Raw genomic sequence first — 18,199 nt, 5'->3', positions numbered from 1 at the left:
TCAACGCTTCAGGAGCGACGTCACTGCAGGCACGCCACATGCAGCGAGTGCGAGCTTCACGAGATCGCCGACGATAAAGGCGCCGAAGCCGAAGGCAATGGCCTTTTCCAGACCGAAGAGATAGGCCATCCAGCCTGCGCCCATCAGCAGAATAACGGCTTCTGCAAGCAACATTGCACCGCCGAGAGCGAGTGGGTTGCGCGCCAGTCCCTTGTCAGCAGCGCGCCCGACGATCCAGGCCGCAGCAAGATAGGAAAGCAGATATCCGCCCGTCGGGCCAACCATATAGGCAAGGCCGATGCCCTTCTCCGGCGTCCCGGTGAAGACTGGCATACCAAGCGCGCCTTCAAGCAGATAAAGAGCAACTGTCGCCACGGCGAGCCGCGAACCGTACAGAGCTGAAATTGCAAAGAGAGCGAAGGTCTGCATGGTCACGTTGACATAGACCAGATCGACTTTGATCTTGGCGGAAATGGTAAGAACAGCCGTTCCGATCAGCGCAAGCCCGACAAACCAGAAAGCACGAGCCAGTTGTCTGGTGGGCAGATATTCTGCGGCGAGTGAGGCCGTGGCGACGCGAGACTTTGCTCTATGAGGCATATCCAACTCCACTTTTAACGCGCTGACAGACACCGGAATGCGAAATTCTCCGGAATCTGCCCGCTGACGCGATTGTCAGCGCGCGTGACTGTTCACGTTTGCAACCCGACTATATAAGGCCTATGCCGTTTCATCAATCAAACCAAAGAAGAATGGAAGCCGCTTCAATGGCGCTTGTTTTCGACAGCAGTTTCACGCCCCAGTATGGGAAACCGGTTGAACTGAGTAAAGGCATTTTGCGCCTCACCGTCAACAATCCGAGCGCTTTCACCTTTCACGGCACCAACAGCTATATTATCGGCACGGATACGCTGGCGATCATCGATCCCGGCCCGGAAGATGAGGCACATTATAACGCCTTGATCGCTGCCGTAGCCGGTCGCCCGGTCAGCCATATCTTCGTCAGCCACACCCACCGCGACCATTCACCTTTGGCGCAGCGCCTGAAGGAAAAACTTGGTGCCCGCACCGTTGCCGAGGGACCGCATCGCCCTGCCCGCCCGTATTATGCGGGCGAAACAAACATGCTCGAGGCAAGCGCCGATACGGAGTTCGTTCCGGATATAGCGCTGGCCGACGGAAGCATGATCGAAGGCGATGGCTGGGCTTTGGAAGGGATTCACACTCCCGGACATGCCGCCAACCACATGGCGTTCGGCTTGAAGGGAACGGGCGTTCTTTTTTCCGCCGACCATGTCATGACATGGGCGACATCCATCGTCGCACCGCCCGACGGATCGATGAATGACTATATGGTCTCGCTGGAAAAGCTACTGGCACGCGATGACAAGGTCTATCTGCCGGGGCATGGCGGCGCTGTCACCAAGCCTGCCGCCTTCGTTCGCGGCCTGCGCGCCCATCGCAAGATGCGCGAGCGTGCCATTTTAGAACGCGTTCTGCAGGGGGACCGGACAATAGGCGATATGGTGAAAGTGATCTATCGCGACACCGATCCGCGATTGCATGGTGCGGCTGCGCTGTCCGTGCTGGCGCATCTGGAAGATCTTGTCGGACGCGGGGAGGTCACGACCGATGGCCATCCGTCGCTCGACAGTATCTATCTTCCCGGCTGATTATTCCACGTCAGCGGGAGCCTTGTTGACCTCGCCTTCCAGCGCTCCCAGAAAATCGGTTATGAAACCGGCATTCTGCCCCATATCGCGTTTGCCATAGCGTGACAGCGAACGCACATCGACATAGGTGGTTTCGCCTTCGTCAAGCAGCCGGATAACGATATCGCTTCTCAGGCCCAGAATGAAACTGTGCGCCGTCACTGCAAATCGCGTGGTGTTCTGTTCCGGCGAAGAAGCATTACGCGCGATCTCCTGCCATCCGAAAGTCCTGAGAACCGTCTCGACCCCTTGCGCAACGCGGTCGGGTGCGGCTTCATAGCGGCGTCCAACCACATCAGGATAGGCGGTCAACTGTGTCAGCGCATCGCCACTCACGGCCACTGTCAGCGGGTTCATCCATTGAAGACGTGGCGGCATGTTGGACGGGAATTGCGGCGGCGTCTCGAAATCGGTGGAGATGTCGTAAAGCGGCGGAGAGAGATACCACAGTGACGTTACCAGCCCGACTGGAAGCAACACCGCAAAAGCGAATATGCCGCCCCAGAAGGAGCGCGCGCCGCCCTTGTCGCCATTGATCCAGAGATTGCGAAAACCTTTAGCCGAGCAGAGAAGGGCCAGAGCGGCAAGACCGGTGCTCAATCCGGCAAGCAGCACTAGGTCAGGTGTCTCCAGTGTCCAGAAGCGATGCAGAAGAAATGCCATCGCAAGCAGCACGAGCGCAAAAACACCAAACCGAAGCGCCCACACTGCAGAGCGCGACTGACGCCGCTGGTAGCGAAGTTTTCTCATGCAGTCTCCGAGAGCATTTCCAGCTTATACTGAATCATTGGAGCAGCTCTGTCTCTCTGTTTTCACGCAGTATGAATAGCAGAGAGATTTTCGCTCGGCAAAACTTCGACGTAGTAATTCAAATGTCCCACCTGGCTTGAACATGGCGGGGCACTTTTCTTGGCAATATCATTTAGAGCGGTTTCGGTCAAAACGGGGTTGCTGGCACCGCTCTAAATATTTTTTCGTCGCATTGTTCTACGCAAAACCGCTTCGCACTTTTGCTGGAAATGCTCTAATAACGTGCATCTTTCGGCTTCTTCATGTTGGGCCAGTCCTTCACCTTGCCGGCGAAATCGGGGCGCGGCATATGGGTGAAATATTCCGACACATCGATGGCTTCCTGATCTGTCAGAACACTGCCCTGCCCGATGGGCAGATTGTAGTTCTGTGCGGGCGGCATCGCATATTTGACGAATTGTGCCGCCTTGTAGGTCCGTGCCATCCCGGCGCCGATATTGAAGCTTTCATCGCCCCAGAGCGGCGGGACGATATAGTCACCGGCCTGATCCTTCATGCCCTCACCGCCCGCACCATGACAGGTCGAACATTGTGCGGCGTAGATTCTGGCACCATTTTCTGGATCGGGAGCAAGGCTTTCGTCGATGGGACCGGCATTGCGGATCGCCACTTTCGTACCCTTCTTCACGTCCTGTCCTAGCCAGTCAATATAGGCGATCATCGCCCTCATGTCGGCTCCATCAGGCGGCAGCGGCTTGCCGTTCATCGAACGCTGGAAGCAGCCATTGATGCGCATCACCAGATCGACTTCCTTGCCTGCGCGGGGCATGACGGCGGGATAGAAATTGCTGGTATTGATATAGGAAGCGACATTATCCATCTTGCCCTGCCCCATGTGGCAGGAGTTGCAATTCAGACCGTTGCCGACATTGTCGGGCAGAAGCCGCGCGGTTTCGTTGAGCAACCGCTTGCCATGCATGATTTCAGGCGCGTTCGGTTGCTTGAGAATGTCACGGTCCGGCGGGATGACATAGGTTCCGACCTGATTTTTATCCTTGTCCAGAACCGCATAGGCTTTGGGAGCCGGGGCATCCAGCGAAGGCCGCAGGTGATTGAAGAGGAATGCGCCGCCCGTTACTGCCACGGCAAAACTGGCACCAAGAACGACAATCGTACTGGTTTTCATTGCTTGTTCTCCGGAACGTAATGGACGGGCTTGTGAGCGATTTCACGCCGCATACGCGCGATATTCTGCTCCGTTATGGCAGCGCCGTGGTTGCCCCAGCCGTTGCGAATGAAGTTCAGGATTTCGGCGACCTGCCAGTTTGGAAGATTGGCAAAGCCCGGCATGGTGAAAGCCATCTTGTCCGCTGGCGTGTCAGGCGTCCTGCCCCCGGTCAGAGTGACCTGAATGAGCGAGCTTGGATCATCGGCAAAGACAATCGAATTGCCAGCAAGCGCCGGATAGATGCGCGGTGCACCCTTGCCGCCCATACGATGGCAGACCGAACATTGCTCGACATAGGACAGAGCGCCCGGTGCACTGAAATCTCCCACCTTGAGGGCCGCCGTCGTCACATCTTCCTTCTGTTGCCATTCACGTTCGCATCCTTCGCTTGGTGGCAGCGACTTCAAATAACGGGCAATTGCGCGCAAATCATCTTCCGCAAGATATTGGGTCGAATGCTGCACGACATCGGCCATCGAGCCGAACGCCGCTGTGCGATCGGTACGCCCGGTCTTGAGGAAGGTGACGATCTCGTCTTCGGCCCAGCTCGAAAGGCCTGTATCCTGATCGCGCAGGTTTTTCGCATACCAGCCTTCCAGAACCGAACCGGACAGGAACTTGCCTTTCGGATCGTTCTTCACCGCTTTTTCTTCATAGGCGAGACCACGTGGCGTATGGCACGCGCCGCAATGACCGAGCCCCTCGACCAGATAAGCGCCGCGTGCGATCACCGGATCGGTGTCGGCTGCAATCTCAAACGAACGCGAATTTCGAAAGAAAAGCTGCCAGTAGGCGAGTGGCCAGCGCATGTTGGTTGGCCACGGCAAAGTGCTGGGCTGGTTATCCTGTTGTACCGGCTCCACCTTCGACATGAAGAACGCATAAAGCGCCTTCATGTCCTCGTCATTCACGACCGTATAGGAAACAAAGGGCATTGCCGGATAAAGATGGACATTATCCTGACGCACCCCCTGCCGTACGGCGCGCTCGAAGTCGGCATAGCTGTAGCCACCGATACCGGTTTTGCTGTCTGGCGTGATGTTCGTGGAATAAATCGTGCCAAGCGGCGTCTGCATGCCAAGCCCGCCCGCAAACGCCTTGCCTCCCGGAGCCGTATGGCACGCAGCGCAGTCTCCCGCATGGGCGACATACTCGCCTTTTTCGATCAAAGCCTTGTCGGTGACATCGACGGCGGCTTCGTGTTTCGCCGTCAGCCAATGGGGTGTTGAAAGCGCAAAGAGCCAAGCTGCGGCTAGCGCACCCGCGCCGCCGACCGCCGCTTTCCAGATCAGTTGCATGTGCCCTCCGACACCAATTCCCTTGTGATGAGGAGAACGTCGAAGATTCGGGATGAAAGAGCATTGACCGCGATCAAAACCTGTCGGGGGAATATTTAGCGATCTACAAAAGCAATAACTAATGCACGTTTGGCGTGCTTGATAGATTAGGCAAATCGCATTAGGGGCAGCACCCTCCAGGGGCGCAATTCAATCTGATTACGGCAGATTGGCGCTCCAATTGTTTGTTCAGCACGCATCTGATCCGAAAACCGTTTTGCACTTTTCGGGATGCGTTCTTAGCCTGCAAAGATCACCAGCTTTAAGAATAAGTGAGAAAAAGCTAGGTAAATCAAATAAAAAGGCATTGCAGCAACCGCTAACAGAAGGCATGATTGCGTATGTGGGGGCTTATATTGCAATCGTCGGAGAGGACGGAATGGATCGTGCCCTTCAAAATGGCAACCAGTCATCGGACGGCACAACCGCCGAGGATGCGATGACGCTCGAAGCCGTCGAACTGGAGTTTGCGCTTGGAGCCATCGACGTCCTTATCGAAGGTTTTGATTCCGCGCTCGCCAAGGCCGCAGAACGTGTGGGCGGCGAAGTTCTGTTCAATATGCCTGCTCTCGACACCAGCGAAGCACAACGCATAGGAGCAATTGCCATTGCGGGGCAACCGGAAGATCAGGTTATCTTCGTCACATTGCGCAACGACGGCACGACGTTGTCCGTTGAACCGCCCACGGGCGAAAATGCCGTTTTTGAAAGCCTTGGCCGCAACTACGCCGCCGTCATGAAAAGTCTTTCCCCGAAGTAGAAAGTCAACGGCGCCTGAACGGGGTTATTTCGGCGCTACAGGCTTTGGAACGCCCGCATGAAGATTGTGCGGAGCAACCGGGTTGAGTGTCATCATCGTCTCGACATCCTTGAGTCGCACGAATTTCATCCCCTTCGCTTTCAAGGCCAGAACGCCTTTGGCCACCCCTTCACCCGCCGACCGCGTTGGTTGGTTGATATGCGAGATGATGACGTCGCCGTCACGCGCAGCAGCGATGCGGCGCTCAACCGTCGGCGCCAGCAACGAGGCGCCCTGATCGCCATTCAGCGAATAGCCACCGATCTTGTAGCCCATGCTTGTTGCCAGCTTGATGGCATCGGTCGAATAACGGGCAGTCGCATCGCGATACCAGACAGGCTTCGACACTCCGGCATCAGTAATCGCCGTCGCGCCGGCATCGATTTCCAGATAAACCGCCTCAAGTGATCCTGCTGTCTTGATGCCATACATTTTCGGCTCGTTGGTAATGGCCGGAACATGCATTGCGCCATGGTTCTCGATATCGAACAGATCGGAATTGGCCTTCAAAACCGCCATGGCGGCCGGGTTCTGCTTTATCCATCGCCCCGTCACGAAGATCGTCGCTGGAATACGGTTCTGCACCAGCATGTCCAGAATGCGATGATCGGTCTTGCCCATACAGGCATCAAGCGTCAGTGCCACCTGGGGCGATGCAGCACCACCCCGCGCGATATGCAATTGCGGCTCAACGATCTTGATCGTGTCGTGCGCAGCCTTATTCTCCGCGCGCTCCTGCGGCGAGATATCGTATGCGCTGGCAATGCCAGTCGTGGCGAGAATGACGGCTCCTGCCGAAGCAATAAAACGAAGCATGACAATATCTTCTGAAAATGGCTCAACCACCGGAGATTATTCCGGCAGCTAAGCCAAATTGTGGCGTGCTGTCAAACCTTGCGTATGGCCGACTGCGCAGCGGCAAGACGGGCAATCGGCACACGGAACGGCGAACAGGAAACATAGTCGAGACCTGTCTTTTCGCAGAAGGCGATCGACGCCGGATCACCACCATGCTCGCCGCAGATGCCGAGCTTCAGTTTTTCGCGGGTCTTTCGTCCGCGTTCAGCGGCAATTTCCACCAGTTCACCAACGCCTTCGAGATCGAGCGAAACGAACGGGTCCTGTTCGATCACGCCACGCTGCTGATAGGAGGTCAGGAACGAGGACGCATCGTCGCGTGAAATGCCGAATGTCGTTTGGGTCAAATCGTTGGTGCCAAACGAGAAGAACTCAGCCGTTTCGGCGATTTCGGCAGCGCGCAAAGCCGCACGCGGCAGTTCGATCATCGTGCCGACCATATAGTCGATTTTGACGCCCGCCTCTGCCATGACTTCCTTGGCAACTGCATCGATGCGCGCCTTGACGAAATCGAGTTCGGCTTTCAGACCAACCAGAGGCACCATCACTTCCGGCACCACGTGCTCGCCGGTTTTCTTACCTGCTTCAACGGCAGCTTCAAAAATCGCCCGCGCCTGCATTTCCGCAATTTCCGGATAGGATACAGCCAGACGGCAGCCGCGATGGCCCAGCATCGGGTTGAATTCATGCAGGGCATCCGCGCGTTCGCGCAGCTTTGTCGCATCGACACCCATCGACCGGGCAACCTCTGCGACTTCCTCGTCCGTATGCGGCAGGAACTCGTGCAATGGCGGATCAAGCAGACGGATCGTAACCGGGAGCCCCTTCATGATCTCGAAAAGTTCGACGAAATCCGAACGCTGCATCGGCAAAAGCTTTGCGAGAGCCGTGCGGCGGCCTTCTTCATTGTCGGAAAGGATCATTTCGCGCATGGCGACAATGCGGCTTCCATCGAAGAACATGTGTTCAGTCCGGCAGAGGCCTATGCCTTCCGCACCAAACGAACGCGCCGTGCGGGCATCCGCCGGGGTTTCTGCATTGGCGCGAACCTTCATCCGGCGGGTCCGGTCAGCCCATTCCATTAGCCTGCCGAAATCGCCGGAAAGCTCGGGCTGTAGCATGGCTACCGCGCCTTTCAGGACCTGCCCGGTGCCACCATCAACGGTGACGACATCGCCCTTCTTGAAAGTCTGGCCTGCTGCTAGCATGACGCCATTGCGATAGTCAACGCGAAGCGACCCCGCACCGGAAACGCATGGCTTGCCCATGCCGCGTGCGACGACAGCTGCGTGACTGGTCATGCCGCCGCGCGTCGTCAGAATGCCTTCTGCCGCGTGCATGCCGTGAATATCTTCCGGGCTGGTCTCGATGCGAACGAGAATGACCTTGCGGCCCTCCGACTTTGCCTGTTCGGCTTCTTCCGAAGAGAAGACGATTTCGCCCGTTGCAGCGCCCGGCGACGCTGGGAGGCCCTGACCAATGATCTGACGCTCCGCACGCGGGTCAATGGTCGGGTGCAGAAGCTGGTCAAGCGCGGCCGGATCGACGCGCAGTACCGCTTCTTCCTCGGAAATGAGGCCTTCGCCTGCCATTTCGACGGCCATCTTCAACGCTGCCTTTGCAGTGCGCTTGCCTGAACGGGTCTGGAGCATCCACAATTTGCCACGTTCGATGGTGAATTCGAGGTCCTGCATGTCGCGATAATGCTGTTCCAGCCGGTCAGCGACCTTGAGGAATTCAGCGAATGCTTCCGGCATTACCTTTTCAAGCGACGGTTTGTCGGAACCGGCCGCAATGCGCGCTTCTTCCGTGATGTTCTGCGGCGTGCGAATACCGGCAACGACGTCTTCACCCTGCGCATTGACGAGGAACTCACCATAAAGTCTCTTCTCGCCTGTCGAAGGATTGCGTGTGAAGGCAACGCCAGTCGCAGAGGTTTCACCCATATTGCCGAACACCATCGCCTGCACATTAACCGCCGTGCCCCAGGCCGCCGGGATATTGTGCAAACGACGATAGGTGATGGCGCGCGCATTCATCCAGCTTGAGAAAACGGCGCCTATAGCGCCCCAGAGCTGTTCGCGTGGGTCTTGCGGGAAAGGCTGGCCGAGTTCTTCCTCGACCTTAGCCTTGTAAGAGGCGATGACCCCCTTCCAGTCTTCGGCCGTCAGCGCCGTATCGACCTCAATGCCGAGATCGGCCTTCTTGTCTTCGAGAATTTCTTCAAAGAAGCCATGATCAACACCCAGCACGACATCCGAATACATCTGGATGAAGCGACGGTAGCTGTCATAGGCAAAACGCTCGTCACCCGCTTCGCGGGCGATAGCCTGCACCGTCTCGTCATTGAGGCCGAGATTGAGCACCGTATCCATCATGCCCGGCATGGAAGCACGGGCACCGGAACGCACCGACACCAGAAGCGGCTTTTCGGCATCGCCAAAATTACGCTCCGTCACTTTTGCGATATGGGCCAGAGCCGCCTGAACCTGATCGTTCAGTTCAGTCGGATAGGTACGCTCATGATCGTAATAATAGGTGCAGACTTCGGTCGTGATGGTAAAGCCTGGAGGTACCGGAAGACCAAGGCTGCTCATTTCAGCCAGGTTCGCTCCCTTACCACCGAGAAGATTGCGGTCGCTTGCCGCGCCTTCTGCCTTGCCGTCGCCGAACGTGTACACCCACTTCGCCATCATGGCCTCCTTACTGCAGGATAGGTTCATGAAAGGCTTGCAACAATTACAAGCACTCCTGGAACCAGCTCCTCGTTGCTTATGCGATCGGTAAGGCTGCTGCCAACCAAAAAAGCCCAACCGCGACAATAGAATCGATTAAACGCGAAATCAGCGCGGTAAAGGTTCAAATTGGGACGACGAGAAAGCAGAAAAATCATTATTGCGCCACCAATTGTGCTCAATCGTTCGCACAGCCGGAGAAGTAAATTTCAGCAGCGCGGAACGTTCCATCGGTGCGTTTACATTGCACAACAACGTCAACCGAAATCTCCAACATACGTCGGATGTCAGCGCGTTCGAGTGCGCTTCCCCCTTCCGATTCCTTGACTAGTAAAGTCAGTTGCTCGAAGGCAAGTCTGGCAGAATCTGCATGAACTGTTGTGATGGATCCTGGATGGCCCGAGTTGATATTGCGAATATAATAAAACGCGCTTCCGTCTCTCAGTTCCTGCAGCAATATACGATCGGGACGCATTCGCAGGCACGATTCGAGCAATTCCTTCGGACCTGCATTTGATAGTCCCTGCGAACCCTTCGAATAAAACAGACGCACCTGATTTGGTTGGGAAATTATAAGTTCCGGGCTGTCTTCAATCGAAATGACACGCTCGTGTTGTGGAATATGCTTGATAAGAGCTTTTGAAAGAGTGGTTTTTGCAGATCCCGTCGCGCCAGAGATAATAATATTTTTCCGCGCGATAACAGCTTGACGAAGAAACTCCTTGAATTGCCCTTTTTTGTAGAGTTCTTGTAAACGTTCTTGCTCTTTTGAAAGGGTACGGAAGCTTGTTTGCGTCTGAGAGAAAAAGCCATTGGCGTCCAGATCATCAAGCGTAAAATCAAGCGATGATGGCTTCCGAATTGTGATGCTGACCGTTCCCTTCGTGGTGGCCGGTGGAATGACAATTTGAATTCGCTCGCCATTTGGAAGTGTTGCCGAAAGTATCGGTCGCGTTTCATTGATGGTTTGATGGGAAAAGCTTGCCACCGCCCGGGAAAGGCGCATGAGTTTTTCAAAGGAAAGCCCAGAAAGATCGTGTATCTGCCAACCACCCGGCCCTTCCGTCAGCACCTGACCCGGATGATTGACAATGATCTCATATAACGAGCAATCATTCAGGAAGACCGCGAGAGGCTTTAGAAGTTCAAGAACGACGGCGCTGTCCTGGGCTTCAGCCATTTGTCTACCTATTTTGTCACAAGCGTCGATGGCGGGTGGAAATCACCCAAAGCTGCCCGATCGAGAATGCGATTTCTAGGTTCGGTTACACGGAGCTGGTAAACGCCTGCAAAATCGAGATCGCGAGCGACAAAGATGGAGACCAATTCCCCCTGATGCTTGTGGAGTGTCGGGGCAATATTAATTGATTGCTCTACTGCAATGGCAGCAGCCTGTTTGCCGGCATCCGCGGTATTTTGTGCATCAAAATTGCCGTCTTGCAGACGACTGCTCGCGTAACTTGTCGCATCGCCGACGACGGAAAGGAGAAGCGCACTACCAAAGCGCTCCCACCAATGCGTATCGACCTGCCCACCAACGCCAGCGCGGCCAAGCGCATCTGTTGCTGGCGAGGCAAGCGTGACGACCACACCTTGCGGCGTTTTCGCCCTGTTCCAAAGCACAAACAGACGTTTTTGCCCCCGTTGGAGACCGCCACGATATTCCCCGACAAGCTGGGTTCCCTTTTCCATCAGCACCACGCGGCCGTTATCGGATAAAACATCGCGGTTGATCACGCAGCTTGCAAAGCCCGGCTGATCAGAGGCAAGTGCAGTTTCGAGCACACAAGGGATCGAACTACCCATGGCGATGATGAAATCGCGATTTCCGAGCATACCGGCGCGCGATCCCTCAAGTCGGGTCGGTCGCAGAAGGTTTTCGAACCGCTGTTCGTCGGCATTCTGCTGGTTCTGGCCAATAAAATTGCCATCAATTGGCACAAAATTCCCATCTGGCACCGCATTACTGCCGTTCCCGCCTTCGCCTCGCAAGGCCGAATTTTTCTGTCCCCCGCTATAGGCCATAACGGGCGCACGACGGGCGGCATCAAGCAATTCGTCCACTTGGGGCATGGGGTCTTCAAGGACCGGTGTTGGCAGTTTTACCACCGGCTTTTCTTCAACCGGCTCTGTCTTTTCTCTTGCCGCCTCAAAGGGTGTCGTTTGGCGGATCACGACGCGCTCGGTCTCGATATTGCTGTCCTTTGTTTTGTTTCCAGATGTCGACCACAGAGCAAAGCCAATAAACAACACAATGGCGAGTGCAACAGCACCGCGCTTGAGAACAGGATTATTGTCGACGCGTGTAGCTGTAACCGTTTCGGCGCGCTCGCCTGGGATCTGATGTTCCTCAGTCTCGGCCATATTAATCACTTCTTCCCCTGTCCCGCCAGATCCGGTTTCACGATGCGTTCAACGGACGGAGACGTCGTGTTTGTGGCAGGGTTGATGCCAATCCGGTCATAGGCTTCATTGAATACGCACAGCACATCTTTGCCTCGTCGCAGAATGAATTTGCGGCTTAACGTATGGACCATGACCAGATTGCCATCGACAGTTTTGGGTACGAGGCTCTCCGACCCGTCAGAATTTTCCATATAGATTGCAGGCATTTCCTGATTGCCCGCAAAGGAAAATGTCGTGATTTTACCGTTGTCGTAGACGCTTTGCGGCTCCAGTGCCTCTGCCCCTTGTGCAGAGTAGCGCCAGTTGCGCGGACCATATGCCTCGTGAAGCGACAGCACATTGTCAGCATCCTTGGCTTGGGCTGCGCGCGCCTGGACCGCAGCTTGCTGGCGGCGCAGTTCGGCTTGGTCGTGTGGATATCTGAATTTCACATAAAAATAAGTATTCTCTCCGACTTCTACCGAGCCCTCCCGCACCTTAAGTTCCATCTGGTAACTGCGCGTAGACCCGTCCCGACGTGTCGTTACAACAGAGATATTGGTAATCGGTTGGTTTTCTCGTGGTTTTAAAAACAAGATATTACCGGCTGGTGCGACTTCCCAGGCAACGCTGTTGCCAAGCGCCACATGTGCAATTTCCTCATCCCGAGCAAACTCGACTTGAACCGAGGAGCGCAAGGACCCGATGATCCTTGTGATATTGTAAGGCTGATAACTGACAAAACGGACCCGACTGTCCTGCGATGCTGTTGTCGGTATCTCCAGCGCGAGGACACTGGACACAGATGACGCCAGAAAAAATGTGACGATGATTGGAAAACGCATCAATCGATTGCCTCCGGATCTGCCCGATATTCGCTAACAGCGAAACCAAGCGGATTCACCAGTCGGTCTGTCGATGACATGGGAGCGTTGGCGTAGGAATAGGTGAGGGTCGCAACAAAATGTGTTGTCCGGACTTCTTCACCGCGGGTTACGCTACGCATGTAGCGTACCGACACCACGTTTTGATTGATGAGCGCGATGGAGACGATGTTAATCCGCACCGTGGCAGAACGGCCATAGACATTTTGTGGTGATTGCGGATTGCTGCCACGATAAGTAGCTGCGAACCGCGCCTGTTCGGCTTGCGTAGAGAGAAGCGCAATTGTTCGAAAATTCTCCTGGGCTTCGCTCCAGACATAGCCTTCGCGTCCACGAACATATTTTGCCGCAAAATATTTGGTCACGGCTTCGTCGTAAGTGCCAGCGGTCGCCGACAGCGCTGAAACGACATCCACGATCCCGGTAGAATTGTCGACACGAACCACGAAAGGTTCGACAGTTTTCAGCGGCGCTAAGCTCGCAACGGCGAGGATTGATATGCCGGCAACAATACCGGCAGCAATTGCGATCGACCACGCCACGCGATTTGATCGCTCGACCTGAATCATGCGGTCTTGATCAAAGCGACGCGCTTTCTCGAAATAGCTTTTGAGATTATCTGTCGTGACCATCAATCCTCGCAATCGCCAAAAGAAGCATCAATATCCAAATGATCAAAAGCCCTGGATGGTTTGCGCTCATCAACAAAGCGCGGGATGGATTCCGCTTTGGACTTCGGCATTGCACTCGATCTTTCCCATTGCCACATTGCGCGGTTCAGTGGTCTTCGCGCATTTCCATCGCATTTCGGCAAGGGATTTGTCAGCGACGCACAACTGACAAGTGCGAGCGCGATCCCGAGAAACAAGGTCGGTTTGATTACTGACAAATACCTGTTTTTCATCGCCGCAGACGAGGTCATAAGCAGGTCTCCTTCGCTCACAATGCTCTTCTCATCATGCGTGTGCCGCGAGCCACAAACCCCGCGCTCCGCGACGTTGCCTTGGCAAGCAATCCTTCATGCGCATCGCGTGAAGCTGTGTAGCCATAAGCCAGAGACGCTCCGCCGGAAGCTAGAGCCGAAGCGATGCCTGGAAGCTGATAAAAGACATAAAGAGCGGCAATGCCGATGGCACAAAGCGCGATGGGACGCATCAAGACGTCGGAATAGCCCTCGATTGCTGTAAAAGTTGTGTCGAGGCATGTAATCAGCAGCGCTCCAACAGCGACGACAAGAACCTGAAGAATGACAAAATTTGCCACTTGTCCGATCCAGGCCTCTGTGAAGCGTCGCGTCGACTGGAACATGGCAAATGCAATGAAGATTGGGCCGATCGCCAGCACGATGGCTAGTGCCAATCGCGCATAAAGTGAAACGACATAGCCTATTCCCGCGACAAGAAAGCTCACGCCAATTACCAATAATCCGCCAACACCAGTTACAATATCGATGGGCCAGGAGGATCGTGACCAGATGTCGGTCGCTGAGTTCTGTCCTTTATCCAGCAGACTATCGAAGGTCGATGCGCTCGGCGCCGCACCGGAATTTAAAGCTTGCGAAATCTCGCGCGGCAGCTGTTCGAAAAAAATATTGGTGACATAGGTCTGGTATTCGCTGGCGTTCTTGACCAGCGTCATGATGATCGCAAGCTTGATCGCGCGAAAAGCAAAATCCAGGATGGGTTCATGCACCGACCCCCGCAAGATAAGATAACCAAACAGGATAACGTAAAGGGTCACGGCAACAGTAAGCGGGCCGGAAACCCATTCGGCAATGTTCGACGTCCCATCGGATATGAACATCTCCAACGGCCGCTTGAATTGTCCATCAATAAACTCGAACACGTGATACACGGTGCTAGCCTCCAAGCGCCTTGCGCATATTCTGGAAACGCAACTTGCTATTGGCCGCTTCGGCATTCATGCAGTTAACCGTATTGCGCAACTCACCTGGATTATTGCGACACTTGTCGAGAATGCGTGACAGCATTCCGTGATCGGTCAACAATTCTTCGACCGTATAGGTCGCTTCAGCTTTCTCTGTGCATGCAGACAGAAGGACGGACGCTGTCAGGATCAGGACATTTTTCATTTCAGCGCCCCCTTCATTGCATCCATGCGACGGCGCCAATCTTCTGCCTTGCGCTGATCATCAACCTGCGTTTGCGCCTGCTGAACCATGCGCAAGCCTTCCATGCGCAGCACATCGGTTTGCACAAAGGCTTGCTCGGCCAGAAGCCTTGCTTGCAAATCGGCAATTTCCTTGGCTTCACTTGCCGTGGAAATTTTCTGACGTAGTTCATCAATTCCTTCGATGCGTTTTGTTGCTGTGTCGTAAATTTTCTGGCCGATCCCCATCTGGCCGGCATTTTTGTTCTGCACACGGGACAGTTCTTTTGCGTAAAAATCGTCAGCGGAAGTTTTGTAGGTCGTATTTTTGTCGAGGAATTTTGTTGCAGCATCGTTCAACGCCCCACTGCCATTGCCTTCAAATAATCCTTCTACGGCAGCAAATTCCGGCGGAAGGGCTTTTCGGATCGCTGGATCATTGAGAACCTTTGCGACATCCGCCATATCTGTCAGCTTGTTGAAAGAGGTATAAAGCTCTTCGGCCTTCTCAATCTGCTGATGAAGAGCATCGAGCTGCGATTTCAACTGCGCGATACTTTCCATATGTTTGGCGATCGCTGTTTGATCAATGACAGGGATGCCCTGCCCCATCGCAGCTCCTGTCGACAAGGTCAGCACTGCAGCCATGATTGCGCAAGAACATCTATAAGAAGCCATCAACTTGCACTCCTTCTCTTCTGGAAAACTGGAAGCCAGTCCGCAGGATCGTTTCCGATTTCAGCGCGGATCGTATCGACAAGCTCGACATTTCCGGTACGGCCGGAAAGAACAGCCAGTTCATCATCAAGGCCGTTCAGGTCGAGCTCTGCAACGACGCTGTTGTGACCCTGTTTCAACAAGAATTGCCGGCTTTCGACTGATAATTCGCGCGCAATCAGTTCGTATTCACGTTCGGTAAGCTTGAACCCATCGACATAGTCAGCGTGATTACCGCGCGAATTCGGGAGGAAAATCTGCGTGGGACATTGCTCGATGATCGTATGAGCAATTGGAGAGACAATCGCATCCCGCGGGCTTTGTGTTGCAAACAGCATCAGACCATTTTGCTTGCGGATGGTTTTGAGCTTGTTTTGCGCCAGATCGCGAAAGCCATCGTCCTGCAGCGCTTTCCAGAATTCATCGATGACGATGAGTATGCGCCTCCCGTCAATCAGCTGTTCGACACGATGAAACAGATAGGCCATTAGGGGCGTGCGGATTTCTTCATGGTCGAGAAACTCCGTCATGTCGTAGCCGACGAACTTCCCACCTCTTCCTGCCCTCATCGGGGCAAATTCGTTGAGGCCAATATCGTCATCGTCATTGTCGAACACCCAGCCAAGCGGCCCTTCGCGTTCCCAACGGCGAAGCCTGGCAGCGATCCCTTCAGGATCGGTATTGTTCAAGAATGTGCGTAGTGCACCAATCGTTCTGCGCTCTCTAGGCAGATCTGATAGGCCATCGATCGCAGCAGCGATGTCACGCAGTTCGGTTACGGTCAAATCTCGAACGTTGGAGCGAACAAGTTTGCCAACCCATAAAGCAAGGAACACTTTGTTTTCAGGTGTAAGCTCGAGCGCCTTTAAAGGAGCACATCCGGTCGCAATACCATTTTTAAGCGGAAGATATGTTCCGCCGGCGGCTCGCACATAAAGGTCGGCTCCACGATCCTTGTCGAAGAACACAACGTGAGGATCGTGTTTTTCGAGTTGAGAAAGCATGAAGTTGACGATGACTGTCTTGCCGGTTCCCGACGGCCCGCACATGAAGGTATTGCCGAGATCGCCGTAATGAAAATTGAAATAGAACGGTGACCCGGAAGCCGTCTTCAATAGCGCGACAGCTGGTCCCCATTCGTTATTGTCCTTCTGACCGATCGGATACGAATGATAGGGTGAAAGCGCTGCAAAATTACGCGATGTAATCGCCCCGGACCGTGCACGGTAGCGGAAATTCCCAGGAAGCTGTGCCCACCAGGCGGCTTCCAATCCAAGATCTTCGCGTGCAACGACGGCCCCACCGCTCGTAAGACTTGCCCGCGCCTTGGCGAGGTTATCGGCGAGATCTTTGACGGAGGAAGCAAAGACGGCAAGCGAAAGATGATGCCCGCCCAGAACAAATCGATTTGATTCAAGGTCGTCCATCGCTCGGTCGAGGTCACCAATCTGGGATGCTGCTTTGTCACCACTGCTAAGCATCTGATTTTGCTTACGACCCAGGATCGAGCGAGCGTCTGATTTGGAGGTGAATGCAAAGGATTGCGTCAGGATAAATTCAAATGGACTAGAGAGCACTCCATCGAGCATGCCTGTTCTGGTGCGAGCTGGATATTCTTTGAAACTCAGTATACCGGCATAGCGGTTTTCGGCCTCGTGCCGGATCTCGACAGTTTCTCGCCCGATGATAACGCGGTCAGAGTAAATAGCGGAAGAAACTGGTCCTTCCGTCAACGGAACGGGCTCGCGCCTACCACCAACCAGTTGGTGCAAAACTTCGCTCAGTTGTGAATATACAAGCCCGCCTCGCTCGTAAAGCGAAAGCACGCGCGGCTGAAACCGCTCCAGGCCTGCAGTTACATCAATCACCTTGTCCTGAAGATCTTTAAATGCCTCCTCATCAAGTTCGACATTTTGCGCTCGTCTTAGCTTTGAAAAAAATCGCGTGGTTTTATCTGCACCGTAACGGGCCGGAGACCAGAGCAGCGTGAGATAAAGGTCGTTGCAAAAGAGGTTTTCGCCAGCCATCTTGAGGCGATATTTTTCGTTAAGGGCGTTCGAAAACGCTGCCGAAAATTCTCCGTCCGGATAACTGTCGTTCCGCCGCCTGATAACATGCGTCCATAAGGCAAGCCGCTCATCGGCGATGTTGCGATAAAGGGTGTTGAGGTCACGGTGTAATCCATTCAAATCGAGCACATCTGCCGTTTCGAATGACACTCCTTCCAGTGCGATCATCACCATCAGCGTTCCGGCGTTAAGAGCAATCGTCGTCTCATCGACATGACGGACGTAAGGAATGTAGATTTCCGGTCGAAGTTCTCGGACCTTTAGCTTCATGATGTCAGGCAAGGTTGAGATCCCTTTCATCATATCGACGTATCAGGCAAAGCGGAGATAGCGTTGCCCCACCCCAATATCCGCTATTGCGAGATCGACCACGCGTATCCACCCATGCGAGCACAATGCGAAACATGTTATGGTCGTGTCTGATGAGAGCTCGAAAAACGAAATGGAAAACGATGCCGACAAGAGCATAGGAAATCGAGCCAGCAAGGAGATAGAATATCGTCGTTGCCATGACGTTGATGCCCATGGCCTCCATCGTCACGCCCGCAACCATAGCGGGTCGGGTGCAGGCAAGAAACAACGTGTCTTCCTCCAAGATTGGCTCAACACTTGTCAT

The 18,199-nt window shown here is 54.4% G+C and carries 18 protein-coding genes; 2 read left to right on the top strand and 16 right to left on the bottom strand.

Annotated features, from left to right (window positions below):
• Positions 1 to 600 carry a biotin transporter BioY gene (locus OANT_RS03570; RefSeq protein ID WP_012090948.1) on the bottom strand — a complete coding sequence of 200 codons (600 nt, stop codon included), beginning with the start codon at positions 598 to 600 and terminating at the stop codon, positions 1 to 3.
• Between the two features lie 167 nt (positions 601 to 767).
• Here OANT_RS03570 and OANT_RS03565 point away from each other — a divergent pair, with 167 nt between their 5' ends.
• Positions 768 to 1,673: an MBL fold metallo-hydrolase gene (locus tag OANT_RS03565; RefSeq protein ID WP_041544976.1), complete on the top strand. Its 906-nt coding sequence runs from the start codon at positions 768 to 770 to the stop codon at positions 1,671 to 1,673.
• Here the strand turns inward: OANT_RS03565 and OANT_RS03560 are convergent, their stop codons facing one another.
• The 3 genes from OANT_RS03560 to OANT_RS03550 form a co-directional block, all read right to left on the bottom strand.
• Positions 1,674 to 2,462 carry a DUF1499 domain-containing protein gene (locus OANT_RS03560; RefSeq protein ID WP_012090946.1) on the bottom strand — a complete coding sequence of 263 codons (789 nt, stop codon included), beginning with the start codon at positions 2,460 to 2,462 and terminating at the stop codon, positions 1,674 to 1,676.
• Positions 2,463 to 2,736: 274 nt separating this feature from the next.
• Complete coding sequence (locus OANT_RS03555) at positions 2,737 to 3,648, bottom strand: c-type cytochrome (protein ID WP_012090945.1); 912 nt, start codon at positions 3,646 to 3,648, stop codon at positions 2,737 to 2,739.
• On the bottom strand, positions 3,645 to 4,988 hold the full coding sequence (locus OANT_RS03550; RefSeq protein WP_012090944.1) for a c-type cytochrome: 1,344 nt from the start codon (positions 4,986 to 4,988) through the stop codon (positions 3,645 to 3,647). The genes OANT_RS03555 and OANT_RS03550 overlap by 4 nt, the downstream gene beginning before the upstream one ends.
• A 418-nt stretch (positions 4,989 to 5,406) precedes the next feature.
• Between OANT_RS03550 and OANT_RS03545 the strand changes: the two genes are divergently transcribed.
• Complete coding sequence (locus tag OANT_RS03545) at positions 5,407 to 5,787, top strand: hypothetical protein (protein WP_012090943.1); 381 nt, start codon at positions 5,407 to 5,409, stop codon at positions 5,785 to 5,787.
• A 24-nt stretch (positions 5,788 to 5,811) separates the two neighbouring features.
• Here the strand turns inward: OANT_RS03545 and OANT_RS03540 are convergent, their stop codons facing one another.
• The 12 genes from OANT_RS03540 to OANT_RS03490 form a co-directional block, all read right to left on the bottom strand.
• Complete coding sequence (locus tag OANT_RS03540; RefSeq protein WP_012090942.1) at positions 5,812 to 6,642, bottom strand: polysaccharide deacetylase family protein; 831 nt, start codon at positions 6,640 to 6,642, stop codon at positions 5,812 to 5,814.
• 71 nt (positions 6,643 to 6,713) lie between these two features.
• Positions 6,714 to 9,377, bottom strand: a complete 2,664-nt coding sequence (ppdK, locus tag OANT_RS03535; protein ID WP_012090941.1) for a pyruvate, phosphate dikinase — start codon at positions 9,375 to 9,377, stop codon at positions 6,714 to 6,716.
• A 220-nt stretch (positions 9,378 to 9,597) separates the two neighbouring features.
• Positions 9,598 to 10,599: a P-type DNA transfer ATPase VirB11 gene (gene virB11, locus OANT_RS03530; RefSeq protein WP_012090940.1), complete on the bottom strand. Its 1,002-nt coding sequence runs from the start codon at positions 10,597 to 10,599 to the stop codon at positions 9,598 to 9,600.
• Between the two features lie 8 nt (positions 10,600 to 10,607).
• Positions 10,608 to 11,783, bottom strand: a complete 1,176-nt coding sequence (virB10, locus tag OANT_RS03525; protein WP_012090939.1) for a type IV secretion system protein VirB10 — start codon at positions 11,781 to 11,783, stop codon at positions 10,608 to 10,610.
• 5 nt (positions 11,784 to 11,788) lie between these two features.
• Positions 11,789 to 12,649 (bottom strand): P-type conjugative transfer protein VirB9, encoded by an 861-nt coding sequence (gene virB9 / locus OANT_RS03520; RefSeq protein ID WP_012090938.1) that lies wholly within the window; start codon positions 12,647 to 12,649, stop codon positions 11,789 to 11,791.
• Complete coding sequence (locus OANT_RS03515; RefSeq protein ID WP_012090937.1) at positions 12,649 to 13,320, bottom strand: VirB8 family type IV secretion system protein; 672 nt, start codon at positions 13,318 to 13,320, stop codon at positions 12,649 to 12,651. Before OANT_RS03515 ends, virB9 begins: the two co-directional genes overlap by 1 nt.
• Entirely contained in the window at positions 13,320 to 13,592 is a 273-nt protein-coding gene (locus OANT_RS25325; RefSeq protein ID WP_080514335.1) for a hypothetical protein, read from the bottom strand. Before OANT_RS25325 ends, OANT_RS03515 begins: the two co-directional genes overlap by 1 nt.
• A 35-nt stretch (positions 13,593 to 13,627) precedes the next feature.
• A complete protein-coding gene (locus OANT_RS03510; RefSeq protein ID WP_012090935.1) occupies positions 13,628 to 14,542 on the bottom strand; it encodes a TrbL/VirB6 family protein in 915 nt (304 codons plus the stop codon).
• A gap of 4 nt (positions 14,543 to 14,546) precedes the next feature.
• The gene (locus OANT_RS03505; protein WP_012090934.1) at positions 14,547 to 14,780 is read right to left on the bottom strand and encodes an EexN family lipoprotein; all 234 of its coding nucleotides are present in this window, start codon (positions 14,778 to 14,780) and stop codon (positions 14,547 to 14,549) included.
• Complete coding sequence (gene virB5 / locus OANT_RS03500) at positions 14,777 to 15,475, bottom strand: P-type DNA transfer protein VirB5 (RefSeq protein WP_012090933.1); 699 nt, start codon at positions 15,473 to 15,475, stop codon at positions 14,777 to 14,779. Before virB5 ends, OANT_RS03505 begins: the two co-directional genes overlap by 4 nt.
• On the bottom strand, positions 15,475 to 17,883 hold the full coding sequence (locus OANT_RS03495; protein ID WP_172488797.1) for a VirB4 family type IV secretion/conjugal transfer ATPase: 2,409 nt from the start codon (positions 17,881 to 17,883) through the stop codon (positions 15,475 to 15,477). Before OANT_RS03495 ends, virB5 begins: the two co-directional genes overlap by 1 nt.
• Entirely contained in the window at positions 17,858 to 18,199 is a 342-nt protein-coding gene (locus OANT_RS03490) for a VirB3 family type IV secretion system protein (RefSeq protein ID WP_012090931.1), read from the bottom strand. The genes OANT_RS03495 and OANT_RS03490 overlap by 26 nt, the downstream gene beginning before the upstream one ends.

The sequence above is a fragment of the Brucella anthropi ATCC 49188 genome, assembly GCF_000017405.1.
Lineage (GTDB): Bacteria > Pseudomonadota > Alphaproteobacteria > Rhizobiales > Rhizobiaceae > Brucella > Brucella anthropi.
The sequence above is the reverse complement of the archived record's forward strand: the minus strand, read 5'-3'. Positions and strand labels throughout refer to the sequence as shown.